The sequence below is a fragment of the Halonotius terrestris genome, assembly GCF_006861665.1.
In the GTDB taxonomy this organism is placed as follows: Archaea; Halobacteriota; Halobacteria; order Halobacteriales; family Haloferacaceae; genus Halonotius; species Halonotius terrestris.
In genome coordinates, this window is sequence record NZ_RKLU01000001.1 from 355669 (window position 1) to 375141 (window position 19473).

Annotated in this window: 16 protein-coding genes and 1 pseudogene (1 of these 17 only partly in view); 5 read left to right on the forward strand and 12 right to left on the reverse strand. The window is 63.7% G+C overall.

The features are described 5' to 3' along the window. Positions 1-47: 47 nt before the first annotated feature. A complete protein-coding gene (radB, locus tag EGH24_RS01895) occupies positions 48-740 on the forward strand; it encodes a DNA repair and recombination protein RadB (RefSeq protein ID WP_142978487.1) in 693 nt (230 codons plus the stop codon). 60 nt (positions 741-800) lie between these two features. On the opposite strand, the gene EGH24_RS01900 is transcribed toward radB, so the two are convergent. The 5 genes from EGH24_RS01900 to EGH24_RS01920 form a co-directional block, all read right to left on the reverse strand. Next, positions 801-1943, reverse strand: coding sequence for a CBS domain-containing protein (locus EGH24_RS01900; protein ID WP_142978488.1), 1143 nt, complete (start codon positions 1941-1943; stop codon positions 801-803). Between the two features lie 132 nt (positions 1944-2075). After that, positions 2076-2540: a hypothetical protein gene (locus EGH24_RS01905; RefSeq protein ID WP_142978489.1), complete on the reverse strand. Its 465-nt coding sequence runs from the start codon at positions 2538-2540 to the stop codon at positions 2076-2078. Positions 2541-2639: 99 nt separating this feature from the next. Further along, positions 2640-4142: a TrkH family potassium uptake protein gene (locus EGH24_RS01910; RefSeq protein ID WP_142978490.1), complete on the reverse strand. Its 1503-nt coding sequence runs from the start codon at positions 4140-4142 to the stop codon at positions 2640-2642. 1 nt (position 4143) lies between these two features. Continuing rightward, on the reverse strand, positions 4144-5526 hold the full coding sequence (gene trkA / locus EGH24_RS01915) for a Trk system potassium transporter TrkA (RefSeq protein ID WP_142978491.1): 1383 nt from the start codon (positions 5524-5526) through the stop codon (positions 4144-4146). A 21-nt stretch (positions 5527-5547) separates the two neighbouring features. Further along, a complete protein-coding gene (locus tag EGH24_RS01920) occupies positions 5548-6090 on the reverse strand; it encodes an SRPBCC family protein (RefSeq protein ID WP_142978492.1) in 543 nt (180 codons plus the stop codon). 130 nt (positions 6091-6220) lie between these two features. Between EGH24_RS01920 and EGH24_RS01925 the strand changes: the two genes are divergently transcribed. The 3 genes from EGH24_RS01925 (at position 6221) to EGH24_RS01935 (ending at position 9800) form a co-directional block, all read left to right on the forward strand. Beyond that, entirely contained in the window at positions 6221-6505 is a 285-nt protein-coding gene (locus tag EGH24_RS01925) for a DUF7545 family protein (protein ID WP_142978493.1), read from the forward strand. A gap of 140 nt (positions 6506-6645) precedes the next feature. After that, a complete protein-coding gene (locus EGH24_RS01930; RefSeq protein WP_142978494.1) occupies positions 6646-8739 on the forward strand; it encodes an acetate--CoA ligase family protein in 2094 nt (697 codons plus the stop codon). Then, a complete protein-coding gene (locus EGH24_RS01935; RefSeq protein WP_142978495.1) occupies positions 8736-9800 on the forward strand; it encodes a phosphotransacetylase family protein in 1065 nt (354 codons plus the stop codon). Before EGH24_RS01930 ends, EGH24_RS01935 begins: the two co-directional genes overlap by 4 nt. 58 nt (positions 9801-9858) lie before the next feature. Here the strand turns inward: EGH24_RS01935 and EGH24_RS01940 are convergent, their stop codons facing one another. Beyond that, complete coding sequence (locus EGH24_RS01940; protein ID WP_142978496.1) at positions 9859-10044, reverse strand: hypothetical protein; 186 nt, start codon at positions 10042-10044, stop codon at positions 9859-9861. A gap of 957 nt (positions 10045-11001) precedes the next feature. Between EGH24_RS01940 and EGH24_RS01945 the strand changes: the two are divergent. Beyond that, positions 11002-14166 (forward strand): annotated as a pseudogene (locus tag EGH24_RS01945) (adenosylcobalamin-dependent ribonucleoside-diphosphate reductase). 82 nt (positions 14167-14248) lie between these two features. Here the strand turns inward: EGH24_RS01945 and EGH24_RS01950 are convergent. The 6 genes from EGH24_RS01950 to EGH24_RS01970 all read right to left on the reverse strand — a co-directional run. Continuing rightward, positions 14249-14896, reverse strand: coding sequence for an L-threonylcarbamoyladenylate synthase (locus EGH24_RS01950; protein ID WP_142978497.1), 648 nt, complete (start codon positions 14894-14896; stop codon positions 14249-14251). 84 nt (positions 14897-14980) lie between these two features. Beyond that, on the reverse strand, positions 14981-15934 hold the full coding sequence (locus EGH24_RS01955; protein WP_142978782.1) for a phytoene/squalene synthase family protein: 954 nt from the start codon (positions 15932-15934) through the stop codon (positions 14981-14983). 191 nt (positions 15935-16125) lie between these two features. After that, positions 16126-16254: an HVO_2523 family zinc finger protein gene (locus EGH24_RS15745; RefSeq protein WP_281284923.1), complete on the reverse strand. Its 129-nt coding sequence runs from the start codon at positions 16252-16254 to the stop codon at positions 16126-16128. A gap of 25 nt (positions 16255-16279) precedes the next feature. Then, positions 16280-17185, reverse strand: coding sequence for a bisanhydrobacterioruberin hydratase (gene cruF, locus EGH24_RS01960; RefSeq protein ID WP_394348359.1), 906 nt, complete (start codon positions 17183-17185; stop codon positions 16280-16282). 56 nt (positions 17186-17241) lie between these two features. Further along, positions 17242-18135, reverse strand: a complete 894-nt coding sequence (locus EGH24_RS01965) for a prenyltransferase (protein WP_142978498.1) — start codon at positions 18133-18135, stop codon at positions 17242-17244. A gap of 2 nt (positions 18136-18137) precedes the next feature. After that, positions 18138-19473, reverse strand: partial view of a phytoene desaturase family protein gene (locus tag EGH24_RS01970; protein WP_142978499.1) — the 3' portion only. 206 nt of this gene lie beyond the right edge of the window; only the last 1336 of its 1542 coding nucleotides appear in the window; its start codon lies beyond the right edge, outside the window — the gene reads right to left on this strand; the stop codon is at positions 18138-18140.

Consider the following 19473-nt stretch of genomic DNA (forward strand, 5'->3'; position numbering starts at 1 on the left):
GAGCGAGAGACCGGGGGGCTTTTGCGCCGACCCGCCAATGATCGGCTGTGAGCGAGCCAGTTTCGACCGGCTGTAACGCCCTCGATGATCTGTTGGGCGGCGGGTTCGAACGCGGCACCGTCTCCCAGCTCTACGGCCCGCCGGCGGCCGGCAAGACGAACATCGCACTGTCGGCCGCTGTCGGCGTCGCTGCCGCCGGCGACAGCGCGCTGTACATCGATACCGAGGGGCTGTCGGTCGATCGCTTCCAGCAGTTGATCGAGGAAACCACTGACGAGGCCGTCGAGGATGTCGCCTCGCGGCTCATCATCACCGACGCACTGGATTTCGACGACCAGCAGGAGGCGGTCCGTGACGCCGGCGACTTCGCCGAGCAGGTCGATCTGATCGTCCTCGACAGCGCGACCGGCTTCTACCGACTCAACCGCGCCGGCGACGAGGAGGGCGGCGACTCCCTGCGAGCAGTGGCTCGACAGATCACGCAGTTACTCTCCCTCGCGCGCAAACACGACATCGCGGTCGTCATCACGAACCAAGTTTACAGCGATCCCGACAGTGATCGCGTGCGGGCGTTGGGCGGCCACACGCTGGAACACTGGACCGGTGTCGTCCTCCGGCTGGACCGGTTCCGCGGCGGGAACCGCCGGGCGACGCTGGAGAAACACCGGGCGAAAGCCGCCGGCGAGACGGCGACGTTCAAAATCACGGATCGCGGGATCGAAGCCACCGATCCCGTCTGAGCAGGTCGTTTCGATCAGATCTCGTTGCTGCGGCCGATCGAAGTTCGGAGCTGTAGCCGATCAGATCTCGCTGAGGTTCTTTACCATTTGGCCGCGCTGTTTGGCGTCGGCGTCGACACCCTTGCGTTCGAGGACGTTGCGCTCCAGTTTGTCGAGGGCGACGTGGAACGCGTGGTTCGCGCCGTACCCCTCCCCGGAGCCGGCGAGTTGGCCGTGGCTCGTCCGGAGGCGGATCTGCGCTTGGATCAGCGGCGTCCCCCGGAGTTTCTCCTTGTGTTCGTGGAACCGCACGTGGGCGTGGATCACGTTCATCGCTTGGTACTTGTCGACGACCTGCGTGATCGAGTCGACGATCTCCGCCCGATCGATGCTGTCCAGCAGTTTGACGTTCGTGATCTGGACGTCCATCGACTCCTCTTCGGTGAACGTCAGCGCGCGCAACACGTCGGTTTTCGTGATGACGCCGCCGACCGCATCCGCGTTGTCCGCCGCCGAGACCACCAGCCCTGAGACCTCGTTGTCGAACATCCGCTCGACGGCGGCTTTGACCGTTTCCTCGGGGGTGGCGGTCAACACCGGCGAACTCATCAGGTTCTCGATCGGGAGGTCCAACATCCGGTCTTGGTCGCCGGTGCGGTCGCCTTTGTGCTGGCGTTCGTGGTCCCGAACGACGAAGTCGACGATGTCGTGGGTCGTGAGGATGCCGACCAGTGTCGCGTCGTCGTCGACGACCGGTAGCCGGGAGATGCCGTGCTCGCGGAAGCGGTTGATCGCTTGGCCGACGGTCGTCTCCTCGCCAGCGGCGATCACCTCGTCGGTGTAGATCTGGCCGACGGTCAGCGCGTCGAGGTTGTCGATGACGGCCCGCAGGATCGCGTCGGTCGTGATGATGCCGTCGAGAGTCTCCCCCCGGAATACTGGCGCGACATTGACGTCGCCCTCGACGAGCAGGCGGGCGACCTCGCGGATATCTTCGGTGTGCTTGACACGCGGCGCGGAGGTCATCAGCACGCTAGCCTTCGTATCGTCTTGAATCCGCGACTTTACCAACTCGGATTCACCGATAACGCCCGCGTACTCGCCGTCCTCGGTGACAATGATCCCGCGCGGGTTTTCGCTCTCGAACGTGGCCCGAACCTTCGCAAGCCGTTCGTCAGCAGATACTTCGACGAACTCCTCGACAACGATATCAGTAATATCCATAGTCTATTGTGTACGTACAGCCGCAGGGGTATTTAACCTTGTTACAGTGTACCACTCTGCCGGTGTCGATACCGGTCCAGTAGAGACCGACCGCAGCCAACATCGTCAGCCAGCGGTACTCAACGGCTCCTGTCAGTCGTTCGGGGCATGCGACGCCGTCGCCGACGACGCACTCGCCGGTGTCGACAGCCGGCCGCGGGCGTACATCGCCGTCAGGCCGTAGAGGCTACCGACGGCGAGGGCGAACACGAGGACGAACCCGATGACGATGTCGCCACGACGCACCAGCGGGATGCCGAACCGGGCGGCGAAGACGAGTACCCAGAAGGCGACGGCGAGCACTGCGGTGGCGACACCGGCTGCAACCCCGTGAAGATAGGTGTAGGCAGTCGGTCGTTCGACGAGTCCCCACCAGACGACCGCGCCGAGGGCGAAAACGGGTGCGGCAAAGACGACGACAGGCGGGACTCCCGTCGGAAGATCGAGTAGGCTCCCGGCAGTCGCGGTGATCGGCGACAGCGCGACCAACAGGAGAACGGCACAGCCACAGGCGTAGCCACCAGTGGCTACTGACCACAGTCGTGAACCGGAGGGCATACTTGTTGTTCTCCGGTCATGAACAAAAAATCTCTGGTAAGTTTAATGGTTGTTTGTCCGACCGAAAGGCATTATCACTGCCAGTCACCGAAAGGGGAACTACGACTGCCAGAACGACGGCGTGAACAACACGAGCACCGGAATGATCTCGATCCGGCCGACGTACATCAGGAGGATCATCACCGTCTTGGTGAGTTCGGAAAACGGGCTGTAGCTGTTGAACGGCCCGGCGATGCCGAAGGCCGGCCCGATGTTGAAGAAGGTCGCGGCGGCCGCGCTGAGGGCCTCGAACTCCGAGAGACCGAGACCGATCCGCGCGCCGTCGACAACGACGACGATCGCCCCGAGGAAGAAAATGACGAGGCTCAACATCGTGTAGGAGAACACATCGCGGATCGTGTCTTCATCGACGGCTTTGCCGCTGAGTCGAACCGGTTTGATCGTCTCGGGGTGGATCGTCGTAAACAGATCACGGCGGAAGGATTTGAGGATGATCAACCACCGCAGCAGCTTGATCGAACAGGTCGTACTCCCAGCCATCCCGCCAAGGAACATACAGGTAAACAGCAGGTGTTTGGCCGCCGGCGACCACGCGTTGAAGTCGACGGTCGCAAACCCGGTCGTCGTCAGCAACGACACCACCTGAAACGTCGCCAGCCGCGCCGTTTCTTCGAGGCCGCTGGTCGTCACGCCGGGATCGACGGCCAGTAGCAGCCCCATCAGCACCGACGCGCCGACGACGAGGGCGACATAGAACCGAAACTCCTCGTTGCGGAGCGGCCGGCCCCAGTCTCCCTTGATGAAGAAGTACAGCAGGATGAAGTTGGTCGCACCGATGAACATAAACGGAACAATAAGCCACTGGGCGGCGGGTGCGAACGCGCCGACGCTGTCGGGCTGCGGCGAGAAGCCAGCCGTCGCAACCGCCGTCATGGCATGGGAGACGGCGTTGTAGGCGTCCATGTTCGGGGCAATCCCCGCGAGACCGAGTGCGAACAGCCCGCCGGCCGCCAGCAGCGTGATCCCCGCGTACAGCCGCCAGATCAGCCGCGCCGTGCCGGCGATCCGCGGCGTGAGCTTCTTGACGTCTTTCGTCTGTGATTCGGTCTCCATCAGCTGTGCGCCACCGACCGACAGCTGCGAGAGGATCGAGATCGCCAACACGAGGATGCCGAGCCCGCCGAGCCACTGGATGACCTGTCGCCACAGCAGGATCGCCCGCGAGTGGACGGCGAAGTCGTCGATGACGGTCGCGCCCGTGGTCGTGATCCCGCTCATGCTCTCGAAGAGGGCATTGACCGGCGCGGCCAGCAGCCCGTTGCCCGCCAAAACGAACGGCAGCGCGCCGAGCAGCCCGACACAGAACCACGACAGCGAGACCATGAGATAGGCCTCACGCGTGTACATGTTCTTTTCAGTCTCCAACTGTTCGAGCCCGAGGCCGGCGGCCAGCGTGATCGCTATCGGGACGAGAAACGGGACGACGGGGTCGCCGTCGACGGCCGCAAGCACCAGCGGAAGCGCGAGCGGGACGGCAAGCCACTTCAGCACGCCGCCGAGCAGTCGGAGACTGACCCGCCAGTTGACCCGGAGTCGCCGCATGTTAGAGTTTGGCCGTCGTTTCCTCGATCGCAGCGGCGTCGACGAAGAGGACGACGTGATCGCCCGACTGGATCATGGTGTCACCGCGGGGGGTCACGAACTCCTTGTTCCGCGTGATCGCGCCGATAACGACGCCCGCCGGCAGATCGGCGACCGACTCGCGGATCGGCCGGCCCGCGAGCACGCTGTCGGCATCGACTTCGATCTCGATGACCTCGGCCTTGTCGCTCTCGATGAGCGCGACGTTTTCGGCCTTGTCGGACTGGGTGAGCCGCGTGATCTCCTCGGCGACGACGATCCGTGGGTTGATCGCCACGTCGACGCCGACGGTCTGGAACAGATCAACGTAGGAGGGTGTGTCGATGGTGGCGACGGTCCGATCGGCACCGAGTCGGCGGGCGAGCAGCGACACCAGCAGGTTCTTTTCGTCGCTTTCGAGTGCGGCGATGACGACATCGGCCTCGTCGATGTGTTCCCGTTCGAGGAACTCCATGTCGGTGGCGTCGGACTCCATGACCTGCGCCTGTGGCAACTGTTCGGCCAGCTCTCTGGCACGATCGGGGTCCTGCTCGATCATCCGGGGCGTGAACCCACGCTTGCCCAACAGGCGAGCGACGTGATAGCCGATCTCGCTGCCGCCGAAGATCACGACCTCCTCGTCGCTGCCGGTCGCATGTGCCGGTTCGAGTGCGTCGGCGAAGTTGTGGACGCTCTTGTGGCTCCCGATAACGACGACGCGGTCGCCGGCGTGGATCCGTGTCTCGCCGTCCGGGATAACGACCGCGTCGTCACGGACGAGTGCCGCAAACGTCAGCGAGTCGTACCGATCGGCCTCCTCGACGGTCTGATCGACGACCGGGCACTGCTCGCTGATCTCGAATTCGGCCATCTGGACGCGGCCGCCGGCGAAGGGATCGACATCGACCGCCGCGGGCAGGCCGACGATCCGCACGATCGATTGGGCCGTCAGCAGGTTCGTACAGACCATGTTGTCGACGCCGAAGGCGCGGTCGGCCTCGGGGGCTTCCCACGTGTTGAGGTACTTCGTCTGTTTGATCCGGGCGATCGTGAAGGCGTCACCGATCGCGCTGGCCGTCGAGCAGACGACGATGTTGGTCTCGTCGTCGTCGGTACTGGCGATCACCATGTCGGCGTCCTCGATGCCAGCCTCTTCGAGCGTCGAGATGTCGGTCCCGTCGCCGCTGACGGTCAACACGTCGTGGGCGTAGGCGAGTTCCTCGGCGCGGTCGCTCGACTGGTCGATCACGGTCACGTTGTGGTCGGCCGCCAGATCGGACGCGATGCTCTCGCCGACTTGGCCGCCGCCGATAATGAGGACCTTCACAGCGTACCACCGATCATACCGCCGGGTAGCGGCGGCCACCGTTTAGGGTTTCCCCTCCGCTTAGAGATACGCCGAATCCGTCCGGATCGAAACGTCGACCTCGCGCTTGCGGCCTTCGAGATCGACGACGGCCCGCTGGATGACGCGTTCGGCCTCGTTGCGGATCAGCGGAATTGCCTTCTCCAGCACCCAGCCGAACGAGACGAGCGCAGGGAGGTTTAATACGCCGGCATCGGCGGAGTCGGGATCGAAGTTGATCTCTAAAGACACGTCACAGGCAGCCGTTGCGTCGTCGGGCGCGTCAGCCGGCAGCGAGTCGTGGGGCTCGACCCGCCACGCGCCGCTGGCGTCGATGTCTTTGGTCACGCGCCAGTTGATCTCGGTCGGCGGGTCGACGGCGACGACCTCCGAGTGGGCCGTGTAGCTGAGCTTCCACCACGCAAAGCGGAGGGCGTAGGCCGTCCCGACGCCGCCGTCGCCCTTGCGTCGACTGACCGCCGTCAGGTACTTCGAGTAGTCGGCGTAGCCCGGGAAATCGAGCAGGAACTCGTAGACTGTCTCGGCGTCGGCGTAAACCACGGTGCTCACGACGATAGTGTCCACACCCGCGTTTGGGACGCCGGGATCATAAGCCCGCAGGGAGCGGCGTCAAGTGCGTACTCTCAATCACCGTATCACCGTCACCGGGATCCGGAACCCACACCGACTTATGGCTGTAGGCTAACCCGTCAGTATGGTTGACACCGAGGCCTACACCATCGAAGATCCGGACGGTTCTACCGAGACGATCGAAATCCCAGCCGGCTTGGTCGAAACGCTGGCCGAACCCGGCGAGGAGCCAACGACCGTCGTCAGCGACATCGTTGTCCAAGCACTCGCCCAGCACGCCCACGCGCTGGTCCACCACTCCGAGGGCGAGACACCAGAAGACCTCGTCGAGATCAACGACGCGATGGAGGACGTCTTCGAGGACCGCTTCGGGATGAGTCTCGAAGACGCAATGGGGCACAGCCACTAAGCGGCCTCCGTCGCTACCGCTCTCAACGCTTGTTTTTCCGGTCGATTTGATCGCTCACCGGCGACGACGAAGACGGTGGGGTGTCGCGGTCGCGGCACCGCACAGCGGGTTTAAGAACGTCCGCAGAGAAGTACCACGCGATGGGCACCCTAACGGAACTATTCGCGCCGGACCGCATCGCCGTCGTCGGTGCGACCGCGCGTGAGGGGTCGATCGGACGGGCCGTCACCGACAACCTCCTGTCGGCATTCGACGGCGAGACCGTCCCGGTCAACCCCAACTACGAGGAGGTGTTGGGCCTCTCCTGTGTCGACGAGGTAGGAGAGGCGGCGGCCGATATGGCCGTCATCGTCGTCCCGCCGAAGATCGCGCTGCCGGCCGTCGAACAGGCCGGCGAGGCCGGCGTGGAAAACGTCGTCGTCATCACCGCCGGCTTCGGCGAGACCGGCGGCGACGGCGCGAGCCGGGAACAGGAACTGAAGGAAATCGCAGCCGAGTACGACCTCAACCTCGTCGGCCCCAACAGCCTCGGCATCATGTCGACGGCCAACGGCATGAACGCCTCCTTCGGCCCCGACAGCCCCGAAGCGGGCAACATGTCCTTCATGAGCCAGTCGGGGGCGTTCATCACGGCCGTCCTCGACTGGGCCAACGACGAAGATGTCGGCTTCAAGGACGTTGCCTCCCTTGGTAACAAAGCCGTTCTCGACGAAACCGACTTCGTCGACCACTGGGGCGACGACCCCGATACCGACGTGATCATCGGCTATCTCGAAGGGATCAGCCAAGGCCGGGAGTTCATCGATACGGCCCGCGAGGTGACGAAAGACACGCCAATCGTCCTCGTGAAATCCGGTCGCACCGACGCCGGTGCGCAGGCCGCCTCCTCCCACACCGGGACGATCGCCGGCTCCGAACAGGCCTACGAGGCCGGCCTCGATCAGGCGGGTGTCCTCCGGGCCGAGTCGGTCCAAGACCTCTTCGATGCCGCACAGATGTTGGCGAACCAGCCCGTCCCCGAGAACAACGACATCGCCGTCATCACCAACGCCGGCGGCCCAGGCGTGATGTCGACCGATGCTGTCGGCGACTCCGACCTCGAAATGGCCTCCTTCGAACAGGAGACGCTCGATGAATTTTCCGACCAATTGCCCCCGGAGGGCAACATCTACAACCCCGTCGACATCGTCGGCGACGCCGACGTCGAGCGGTTCCGCGACGCCCTCGATATCGCCCTGGCCGACGAGAACGTCGGCTCGGCGATGGTGCTGTCGTGTCCGACGGCCGTGCTCGACTACGAACAGCTGGCCGCTGAAACCGTCGAGTTGCGGGAAAAACACGGCAAACCCGTCGCGGCCTGCTTCATGGGTGGCGAGAGCGTCAACGCCTCCGCGGAGATCCTCAACGAGGCGGGGATTCCGAACTACTTCGATCCCTCGCGGGCCATCGGCGCGCTCGACTCGCTGTGGGCCTACCGCGGCATCCAACAGCGCGAATACGAGGCTCCCGCCGACTTCGATGTCGACCGCGAGGCTGTCCGCGACATCCTCGAACGCGTCAAGGACCGCGGCGACAACCGCCTCGGCGTCGAAGCGATGGGCCTGCTGGAGGCCTACGGCATCCCGATTCCCGACGGCGATATCGTCGACTCGCCCGAGGACGCCCGCGCGGTCGCCGAGGGAATCGAGGGCGACGTGGTCATGAAAATCGTCAGCCCCGACATCCTCCACAAGTCCGACATCGGCGGCGTCAAGGTCGGCGTCGCCGACGACGAGGTCGACGACGCCTACGAGGACCTGATCACTCGCGCGCGGAACTACCAGCCCGATGCGAACCTGCTTGGCGTCCAAGTCCAGGAGATGGCCGATCTCGATTCGGGCACCGAAACTATCGTCGGCATGAACCGCGATCCGCAGTTCGGCCCGCTGATGATGTTTGGCCTTGGTGGCATTTTCGTCGAAGTCCTCGAAGACACTACGTTCCGCGTCGCCCCCGTTTCGGAGTCCGAGGCGCGTGAAATGACGGAAGAAATAAAGACGGCTCCGCTCCTTCGTGGCGCACGAGGGCGCGATCCGGCCGATGTCGATGGCATCGTCGAGACGATCCAGCGGCTCTCCCAACTCGTCGCTGACTTCCCGGCGATCATGGAGTTCGACATCAACCCACTGGTCGCAACGCCCGACGGCGTCGCTGCCGTCGACATCAGACTCACCGTCGACCCTGACGAACTATGAACACGCTACTCATCACCGCAACCGAGGAAAGCACCGGCAAGACCGCCATCGCCCTCGCGCTGGCGACCATCGCCCACGAGCGCGGCCAGTCAGTCGGCTACATGAAGCCGAAGGGCACCCGCCTGCAGAGCAACGTCGGCAAGACGCTCGACGAGGACCCCATGCTGGCGCGGGAACTCCTCGATATCGACGCCGAGATGCACGAACTCGAACCCATCGTCTACTCGCCGACGTTCATCGACGGCGCGATCCGCGGCCAGGAAGACCCCGACGAACTCCGCCAGCAGGTCAAAACCCAGTTCGACGCCCTGTCGGCCGACCGCGACACCATGATCGTCGAGGGCGGCGGCTCGCTGTCGACCGGCGGCATCGTCGGCCTCACCGACGCCGACATCGCTGAACTGCTCGACGCACGGGTCGTCCTCGTCACCGACTACAGCCAGCCCGGTGATATCGACAGCCTGCTGGCCGCCGTCAACAACCTCGGCGACAACCTCGCGGGCGTGATCTTCAACCGGATTGCCGACACCGCCTTCGAGGAGCTCGACAGCGACGTGATCCCGTTCCTCGAAAGCAGAGATATTGAAGTCTTCGGCGCGGTCCCGCAGGACCAAGAGCTCGCCGGCGTCACGATCAAGGAACTCGCCGACGAACTCGGCGCGGACACCTTGACTGACACGCCGACCGACGCCTACGTCGAACGCTTCCTCGTCGGCGCGATGGGCGGCGACGAAGCCCTCCGGTACTTCCGGCGGGCGCGCAACGCGGCGGTTATCACCGGCGGTGACCGCTCGGATATCCACACCGCCGCGCTGGAAGCCTCCGGCGTGAAATGCCTGATCCTGACTGGTGGCCACCGCCCGTCATCGGCGATTCTCGGCCGCGCGGCCGAGGCCGGGACGCCGATCCTCCAGATCAACACAGACACGCTGACGGCCGTCGAGCGCGCGGAGTCGGTCGTCCGCAGCGGTCGGACGCGGGACCGCCAGACAGTCGAAACGATGGCTGGCTTGCTCACCGATCGGGTCGATATCAACGCACTGCTCGGCGACGACGAGTAAGAAGCGGTCGCGCGGTGAGTCCGCTGTTTGCTGTTCTTTCGACAGCCTGAGAAACCGTTTACAGCAGTCCGAACTGCACGAGCAGCAGCAGCGCGCCGACAACGACGACGCCGATCGTGACCAATCGCCACGCGATCTTGAGGACGATCCGCCCGACGATCAACACGACGAGCATGCCGATCAGCGCGATCAGGAGTTGTGGAAGGCTCAACCCTGCTACGCCGAGAAGCGCGGTTAGTGACATAGTTGCAGCGAGACACTGAACCGGAATAAGCTTGTGGGGACGTGATTCCGACCACTTTCAGATCACCACGAGACTGTCCGGCTCGCCACAATCGCCAGCTATCGACTGGGTCGATGACGACGGCCGCAGTTTCACTTTCACCGCACTTTGCACAGTCTTCTACTCAGCTATGAGAGTGTTTAGATAGACACCCGACCCGGACAGCACCGTTGCCCCCATATTCGCAGTACGGCCAGCGGTAGCACTGTCGTCGCCGACCGCAGTCCGGCTACCGCAACCGTGGCTGTTATAATGGTTCCTTCGGTACCAATCTATTGCCTTGTGAGATCCCCACGAGAATACTAGGCATTCTCGTTGGTCTCACAGGCACAGCTGTGAGTGTAACGATCAAGTTCGAGTTAGGATCTCCGCAGTCAATTTTACTGTGGATTTCTCTGCTCGTCACGCTGCTGTGAAATAATAAAGCAGTAGCTCGCTGGCATAGTTCGAGGGGACAACTGTTGTCCCCACGAGAATACTAGGCATCTATGACTGTGGATCCGTATACAATAAATGTATTCAATTCTCGTATATGGTTTATTTGAGGGTTTAGAAGCCTTAATACGGCCGTTTATTCAATCTCTATGCCGATCTGGGAACGCATTTGCTATTCGATCAGTTATATAGATAGTATTACCGAGGTAGTCGTAGGCATTTCACTTTCAATGCGGTTTGAGTACTCTTATATTGGTACCCAATAGTAATAAAGTAGTCACGGGATAACCGAGAGAGCACCTCCTAACATGCCTACGATCAGCGGTTGCACTGGTCCATACAAATCGAGTTTGGCTACCGCAATCGGTGCTGTTATGAGGGTCCCATCGGTACCAATGTCCCGTCCCGAATGAGTGTTCAAATTATGCGCCCGCAACCAGAAACCACCAGACAGCACGCCCGATATCGGCAGGGGGCCGACGAATGAGCCGCGCGGACCTCTCCGCCGACGAACTCGAACTGCCAATCAAACGCACCACCGGCGACACGCTCGAAGACCGCCTCACGAGCAACGCCTACAACAACATCCTCCCGGCGCGATACCTCCGCAAAGACGCCGACGGCAACCTCGCCGAGACGCAGGAAGAGCTGTTCGAACGCGTCGCCCAGAACGTCGCCCTCGCCGAGGCTGTTTTCGAGGCCGACAAGCAGGACGAGGAGATCACGGTCACGCCCGACCAACTCAAACCCGACCACCCGCGGCGCGACGAACTCGCCGCGGAAGTCTTCGGGAAAGGCACGACCGCTGACGACGACGCCGAAGCGACGCTGTCGGTCTACAACGTCAACAAGTTCTCGTACGAAACGATCGTCCCTGAACTCCCCGACTCCGTGGCCGACCACGTCGAAGACGTCGCCGCCGAGTTCGAGGAGCTGATGACTCAGCTTTCGTTCATNCCGAACTCGCCGACGCTGATGAANGCNGGCGACGANCTCCAGCAGCTNTCGGCNTGTTTCGTCGACNCNCCGGCCGACGACATCACCGATATTCACCAGACGATGAAGGAGGCCGCCGAGGTCTTCCAAAGCGGTGGTGGCATGGGGTATGCCTTCTGGAAACTCCGGCCCTACGGCGATTCGGTCGGCTCGACCGGCGGCATCGCGTCGGGGCCGATTACGTTCATGCGNACNTNCGACCAGATGTGNGAGACCATCGCNCAGGGNGGNNCNCGNCGNGGCGCNCAGATGGGCGTCATGCGCGTCTCGCATCCGGACGTCATCGAGTTCATCCACGCGAAGAACAAGGACGTCTCGCTTGCCCACTGTCTCCGGCTTAACGACCCGGACGACTACACGTACACGACGTTCTCCGAGGCGCTGGAGGAGGCTCGCGGCCTCATCGACGACGATGGGAAGGTGCCGAAACACCTCCGCAACGCCGTCGAGGGCCATCTCTCGAACTTCAACATCTCCGTCGGGGTCACCGACGACTTCATGGAGGCNCTGNNNAACGGCNAGGAGTTCACGTTCACNAACCCNCGCACNGNCGANCCGCACATCGCCACGCCCGAAACGAAGGAACTGTACGACCTCCACGGCCTCGGCGAGTACGTCGAGGTCGGCGAGGAACTCTCGGTCCCCGCCGAGGAACTCTGGGACCACATCGTCAACGGTGCCTACGAGAACGGCGAACCGGGCGTCATCTACCTTGAGCGCGTCAACAAACAGCACNCNTTCGACGTNGAGGANCANCCNGACCACNNNATCCTCGCNACNAACCCCTGCGGCGANCAGCCGCTNGAGGAGTACGAGGCCTGCAACCTCGGCCACATCAACCTCTCNACNCTCGCNGNNNAGGACGCCCCCGACTGGCGCGTCTGGTACGACAACAACGGCGACGCCTACGACACCCTTGAGGCCGCCGCTGAGGCGTTCATTCAGGAAGCCATCGACATGGACGCGTTCAACCGCCGGATCGAGTCCGGCACNCGCTTCCTCGANAACGTCGTCACGATGTCGGACTTCCCGGTCGANNAGATCGANGAGAANGTCCGCGAGATGCGGAAGATCGGNCTCGGCNTNATGGGNCTNGCNCANCTNTACATCCAGNTCGGCGTCCGCTACGGCTCCGACGAAGCCAACGCCATCGCCGAGCAGCTGATGACCCACATCAACCACGAGTCGAAGTGGGCCTCCCACGAACTCGCCGAGGAGCGCGGCCCCTTCNGCGANTNNGANNNCTCGAAGTACGCNNACCCNACNGAGTANCGCGAGTGGTTCGANNANCANACCGGNCTCGACGCCGACGAGTGGGNNGACGGCTTCCCNATCCGNAACCACAACACGACGACCATCGCGCCCACNGGNACGACNTCGATGGTCGGCAACACCACCGGCGGCTGTGAGCCCATCTACAACGTCGCCTACTACAAGAACGTCTCCGACGACGTTCAGGGCGACGAGATGCTCGTCGAGTTCGACGACTACTTCCTGCGGACGCTGGAGGCGAACGACGTCGACGTCGAGGCCGTCAAGCAGGAGGCNCAAGAGCAGATGGCGNCGAACGAGTTCGACGGCGTCGAGGGNCTCGACACNGTNCCGGACGCCATCGGCGAGCTGTTCGTCGTGACGAGCGACCTCTCCGGCAAGCAGCACGCCGCGGTGCAGTGCGCCTGTCAGGNNGGAGTCGACTCCGCCATCTCGAAGACCTGCAACTTCCCGAACTCNGCNACGNNNGAGGACATGGACGAGGTNTACCGCTACATCTACNAGAACGGCGGNAANGGNGTCACCGTCTACCGCGACGGCACCCGCTCGAANCAGGTGCTNACGACGCGTGCGAAGAACACCGAGTTCGCCGACGACGGCGAGGCCGCCGAGCAGATCACCGCCCAGATCGAGGAGGTCTTCGGCGGCATCGAGGGATTCCTCGACAACGAGGAAGTCCGCGCCCAACTCGGCGAAGAACTTGACGACCTGTTCAACACGCCCGAGGAAGGCCTCGGGAAGAAACGCCCGCGGCCGGACGTGCTCTACGGCGTCACCCAGCGTGTCGACACCGGCTACGGNAAGNTNTACGTNANCATCAACGANGACNNGNAGNGCGAGCGGCCGTTCGAGCTGTTCGCCACCATCGGCAACTCCGGCGGCTTCACGGCCNNCTTCACCGAGGCNCTNGCNAAGACNATCTCGACNGCGCTGCGNTCNGGCGTCGANCCCGANGAGATCGCCAACGAACTGAACGGCATCCGGTCGCCGAAGGTCGCCTGGGACAAAGGCGAGCAGATCAACTCCATCCCGGACGCCATCGGCACCGCGCTCCGCCGCTACCTCGACGGCGACATCGAGGAGCCGTACCCGAAACAGCAGAACCTCTCTGAGCTGAACGACAGCGACGAGGAAACGGAGCGACAGCCGGCTGCACCCGAAACCGACGGCGGCGCGGCCGTCTCGGCCGAGTCGGCGAGTGCCGGCGCGGCGACGGATTCGATGACCGAGCCGCCCGCCGACGACGCGGCAGCCGACGACGCGACCGACGAGCTACTCGCGGCCGGCGAGTCGCCGGAATGCCCCGAGTGTGGCAGCATGTCGCTGTACTTCTCGGAAGGCTGCAAGACCTGCGAGTCCTGCGGCTGGTCGGAGTGCTAAGGTAGCGACGCAATTCGGTTTCGACTGTTTTTGCTTCCGGCTTCATCGGGAAGCGACGCTGCTCGTTTCGAATCCGATACGGCTACGATTCGAACGTGAGATCGTCGACAGCGTCGTCGAGATCGGCGGCCGTGATGTCGCCGTGGCGGACGATCGTCGGTGCCGGCGTCGTGAGATCGACGATGGTGCTCGATTTCGTCGTCCCCTGTGCTTTGCCCGGGAGTACGTAATCGACGCGGTCGCCGACCTGGTCGACAGCGAGATCGAGATCAACGAGTTGGTCGTCAGCCTGCCCGGTCAGGTTTGCCGAAGTCATACAGAGCGGCTGGTCAACCGCTTGTGAGAGTTCCCGCCACGTCGGATTACTGAGACAGCCGAGGGCGACCGTCTCGCCGCTGGCAACGACACGGTCGGGGACAGCGTCCGTCTTAGGCAGGATAATGTTGAGCGGCCCGGGCCAGAACGCGTCGACGAGGGATTCGACGGCTTCCCGCCGGTCGGTCGTTGCCCATCGCTCCCAGTCGTCCGGGTCGCGGATGAACAGCGTCAGGGGATCGGTCGGCTCACGGTTCTTGATCCGGAAGGCACGCTCGATGGCCGCCTCATCCCACGGATCGAGCGTGAGCGCGAGGTTGGTGTCGCTGGGCGCGACGATCACGCCGCCGTCGAGCACGCAGTCGGCCGCAGTAGCGATCCCCTCGGGCGTCGGGTCGAGCAATCGCTCGTCCATATCGGGTGTGACTCACGGCGGTTGTTCAACGATTCGGGTCGCGCTGCGGCGGTCGAGGTCGATACCGCGGTCGGCTCGACGGGCTTACGGTACCGGGAGCCGCTCGACCAGTTTCGCGCCGCGGGTGAAGACGCCGCCGGTGCCGTCGCTCGTGACCGCCCAGAAGACGGCTTCGGGGTCTTTGTTCCAGATCCATCGCCACCGGGTTTTGGCGAGCAGGTAGAGCTTGCGGGCAGTGCCGAGTTGCGGTGTCGCCGACAACACGTCGTAGTCGCGCTTGCGAATCAGTCGATGATGGTCGGCGTACAGCACCGCCGCGAGCAACACCGCGAGCTGGCAGTCCTCGGGAAGGAATTTGATGCCCGCGACGCCCTTCTCGTACAGTTCCTCGGCCCGGTGGAGTTCGGTCTGCATGACGGCCGCGAAGTCGTCGTCCATCTCGAAGTTCCGGATCTGCTCGTTGGTGACGCCGTGTTGATCGAGGGTGGACTGCGGCAGGTAGATCCGGTCGCGTTCGACGATATCCTCCCGGACGTCGCGCAGGAAATTGGTGAGTTGGAAGGCTTCGCCCAACGCCGTCGCATGCGGCAGGGCTCGCTCGGGGTTTTCGGGGGCCATCACATCGGTCATCATGCGACCGACAGCCGACGCCGAGCCGTCCATGTAGGCCTCCAACTCCGCGTAGGTCGGGTACTCGTCGGTGTCGATATCGGAAACCATCGCATCGATGAAGACCTCGATGTCCTCGTCGTTGAGGTCGTACTGCTCGCGGAGTTCCGAGAAGGCCGCCAACACGGGGTCGTCGGTCTCACGGTCGCCGAGGGCGGCCGCGCGGATCTCCTCGAGGTCGGCGCGCTGCTGTTCGGGTGGGACACCGTCGGCGTCGTCGACGACCTCGTCGGCAACGCGGAAGAAGGCGTACAGGACGTAGGTCGCCTCCCGGACGCGCTCGGGGAGCAGCCGGGTTGCGAGGTGGAAGGTCTTGCCCGTTCGCTGTTGGATACTCTTACTCCGGGCTATTTGGTCGTCATCTACCATGTCACGTGGGGGGCCATCGTCGGTCTCGGCAGCCGGTTCCAGCGGCACAGCATATGACACCAATAGGGTCGCAAGCGACATAACAGTTCGTACACAAACCGGGGTCCGCATCGGTCGTACAGAAACCGCTCGCCGACAGCGACGAAAGAACCCGGCAGCGACGAGCGGCGGAAAAACGGCGAAGCGACGACTCAGTAGAACGTATCCGCACAGTCGTAGACGACGCCGTGGGTGGGACAGATATACTTACAGTGGCGGTGCTGCATCGACGACCCACAGAGCGGACAGGGGCGGCCGGGCGGCGTCTCGGTGTCGGCCATACTCGATGGCTGGGACGGGAGCCAATTAGTTCTCGCGGTCGGCGATCCGCGGCAGGTACACACCGGTCGAGGGGCGGAGCAGTCCCACATCGAACCGCTTGGCCCGCAGAATGCCGAGGCCGAAGACTACGGCCACAGCGACCGGGAGCCAGTTGCCGAACCACGCGTTGATCGCTCCCCAGAGAATGACGAAGCTGACCATGTCGTCGAGCATGAACTCACACCCCGCGAGGCGGTCGAAGAGTCCCGACTGGTCGAGTGAGAAATCAAGTACGCCGACGGCGACCGTCGCGCTCAACACCCAGCCCGCAAAGTTCGACAGCGGGACGCCGTAGAACACGCCGCCGGCATCGTAGGCCCAGAAGCCCAGCGAGACGGCCGCCGGATCGAGGACGAGATCCATCGTCACGACCGCCGGGATCACGACCGCCAGGCGCGCGAGCCGCGAGCCAGCCCGGTCACCGAGCAACAGCAGACACAGCAGGTAGGCGTTCAACACGAGCGGGATGAAGAAGACGGGCAGCGCGGCGGGGACGCCGTCGACCATCGGGCCAAGGCTGACGCCGTACTCGAAGGCACCGTAGGGCCAGCCGGTTGTCACGCCGAGGTATTCGATCAGGTAGGTGTAGCCCGTCAGCAGCCCGAGACCGGCAACCCCCCGGCGGCCGAGCGTCGGAAGCACGCCGACAAGCATCGGCGCGGCCATGACAATCGTTCCGAAGACGAGAAACGGCGGATTGAACCGAAGCGGTTCGGGGACCATCGCCCACCCCTCCGCGCTGCCGACGAGCATGAGCGCGCCGACCAACGGGAAGAAAACGGCGATGGTGAATCGGTTGCCATCGACGAGGGCATCGAGCCACGGTTCGACCTCGCGGCGGTTTTTGGGGAAGCCGGCGATTGCGTCGCCGATACCGTCAGCCTCGCTGATCTGTGGCTGCGTGGTGCTGGACGAGTCCGACACAGCCGACGAGTCGGTCACGTTGCTCACGGCAGCACCTCCGCTGGCGGGACGATCCGCCAGAGCAAGCCCAGCGTGAACAGCGCGCCGACGGCCGTGTTGAGCGCGGGGAACCACCAGTAGGCGCGGTCAACGGCAACCGACGAGCCAGCGACCCACGCGACGAACACCGGATACACGCCGATCAGCGCGCCGAGTCGCGGATCGACGAGGCCGAAGGCGACGGCGGCGGCCAGCCAGCAGGCAGCGACGTAGCTGTAGGTGCGTCGCTCGCCGAGCCACGTCGCCGTCGTCCGGATGCCGGCTCGGCGGTCGGGTTCGATATCCGGAATCGCGGAGAAGGTGTGCATCCCCATCGTCCAGAGCCACGCGCCGACGACCGCGAGCGCGGGCGGCTGGCTCCCGGCGACAGCGGTGTAGGCGGCGACGCCAGGCAGGATGTAGAGCCCATTGGAGAGCGAATCGAGAATCGGCGTCGTCTTGAACCGCGCGGGCGGCGCGCTGTACTCGACCGCAAGGAGGAGAAAGCCGGCGAGCCACGGCCACACCGCCGCAGACGTGAGGGCGAACAGCGGCACCGCGAGCAGGCCGCTGGCGATGACGGTGGCGACGACGAGGCGGTCGCCCTGCCAGCGAGCTTCCTTGTCGGTCTTTTTCGGGTTCTCGGTGTCGATGTCGGCATCGAAGATGTCGTTGACGCCGTACAGCAGGACGTTTGCCGGGAAGAGGAAGTAGGCGAACAGCGCGAAGCCGACCGGCAGGAACAATTCGGGGACGGACCGTGCCGCGGCGGCGACGCCGACGACGACGGGGCCGGCGAGGTAGAACCAAAACCGGGGACGCGACAGCGTCAGCAGATACCGCAACTGGTCGGCCAACGCGTCGTCACCCGTTACTGTGCCGTCGGTCGTCACAGCCATCATCACTCCGTGATCGCTTCGGCGGTGTGCTGGCCGCTGATCAGACACATCGGGACGCCGATGCCAGGTGTCGTGTACGATCCCGTGAAGTACAGGCCATCGACTGTCTCGGATTTGCGGTTCGGCCGCAGGAGGGCAGTCTGTCGCAAGGTGTGGGCCATCCCGAGGGCGGTGCCGTGCATCGAGTTGTACCGATCAGCAAAATCGTTGACGCAGAACGATTTCTCGAAGACGATGCGATCACGCAGGTCGACGCCAGTGTTTTCAGCGATGTCGTCGAGGACGAGTTCGCGGAACTCCTCGCGGAGTTCGGGCGTGTCTTCGAGATTCGCGGCGATAGGGACGAGTGCAAAGAGATTGCTGTGACCCTCCGGGGCCACGCTATCGTCGGTTTTCGACGGAACACAGAGGTAGTACGCGGGGTCGTCGGGCCACTGTGGGTCATCGAAGATCGTTGCGAAGTGGTCGTCCCAGTCGGTCGGCAGGACGAGCGTGTGGTGTTCGAGTGGCTCCACGTCGCCTTCGACACCGAGATACAGGAGGTAGGCGGAGGGGGCGTAGGTGCGGCTCTCCCAATAGTCCTCGCTGTACTGTCGTTTCTCCGGCGGGAGGAGTTCCTGTTCGGTGTGGGCGTAGTCGGCGTTGGAGACGACGTAGTCCGCGAGGTATTCCTCGCCGTGTTCGGTGCGGACCGCAAAGGCACCTTTCCGGCCGGCGATCTCGGTGACGGGCTGGTCGGTGACGTACTCGACGCCGAGTTCCTCGCCGAGGTCGATCATCGCATCGACGAGCGACCGGATGCCGTTGTCGGGGTAGTAGACGCCCATNTTGAANTCGACGTGNCTCATCANGTTGTANAGCGCGGGCGTGTTCCCCGGCGANCCGCCGAGGAAGACCAGCGTGTACTGCATGATCTGCTGGAGTTTNGGNTNNTCGAAGTAGNCNNCGACGTNGNCNTGCATCTTCCCGAGCAGCGAGAGGCCCCACGAGTAGCGGAGCACGTCGGGATCGATGTAATCCCGCAGGCGCGGGCGGTCCTCGTAGACGAAGTGCTCCATGCCGACGTTGTAGGTATACTCGGATTTGTCGAGATACCGACCGAGGGCATCGCCTGCACCGGGTTCGTAGTTCTCGAAGATTTCCTTGTTCGTTTCGAGGTCGGGCACCATATCGACCTGATCGCCGTCCTTGAAGAAAATCCGGTAGTGCGGGTCGAGATGGGTGAGTTCGTAGTAGTCGCTCGGCTGCTTGCCAAAGTGGCCGAAAAACCGCTCGAAGACGTCAGGCATGAGATACCACGAAGGCCCCATATCGAAGGTGAACCCCTCCGCTTGGAGC

Coding starts and splice junctions, on each gene's coding strand:
- EGH24_RS01900 (WP_142978488.1), bottom strand. CDS start 1,943: ATGGATATTACTGATATCGTTGTCGAGGAGTTCGTCGAAGTATCTGCT.
- EGH24_RS01905 (WP_142978489.1), bottom strand. CDS start 2,540: ATGCCCTCCGGTTCACGACTGTGGTCAGTAGCCACTGGTGGCTACGCC.
- EGH24_RS01910 (WP_142978490.1), bottom strand. CDS start 4,142: ATGCGGCGACTCCGGGTCAACTGGCGGGTCAGTCTCCGACTGCTCGGC.
- EGH24_RS01925 (WP_142978493.1), top strand. CDS start 6,221: ATGGTTGACACCGAGGCCTACACCATCGAAGATCCGGACGGTTCTACC.
- EGH24_RS01930 (WP_142978494.1), top strand. CDS start 6,646: ATGGGCACCCTAACGGAACTATTCGCGCCGGACCGCATCGCCGTCGTC.
- EGH24_RS01935 (WP_142978495.1), top strand. CDS start 8,736: ATGAACACGCTACTCATCACCGCAACCGAGGAAAGCACCGGCAAGACC.
- EGH24_RS01940 (WP_142978496.1), bottom strand. CDS start 10,044: ATGTCACTAACCGCGCTTCTCGGCGTAGCAGGGTTGAGCCTTCCACAA.
- EGH24_RS01950 (WP_142978497.1), bottom strand. CDS start 14,896: ATGGACGAGCGATTGCTCGACCCGACGCCCGAGGGGATCGCTACTGCG.
- EGH24_RS01955 (WP_142978782.1), bottom strand. CDS start 15,934: ATGGTAGATGACGACCAAATAGCCCGGAGTAAGAGTATCCAACAGCGA.
- EGH24_RS15745 (WP_281284923.1), bottom strand. CDS start 16,254: ATGGCCGACACCGAGACGCCGCCCGGCCGCCCCTGTCCGCTCTGTGGG.
- EGH24_RS01965 (WP_142978498.1), bottom strand. CDS start 18,135: ATGGCTGTGACGACCGACGGCACAGTAACGGGTGACGACGCGTTGGCC.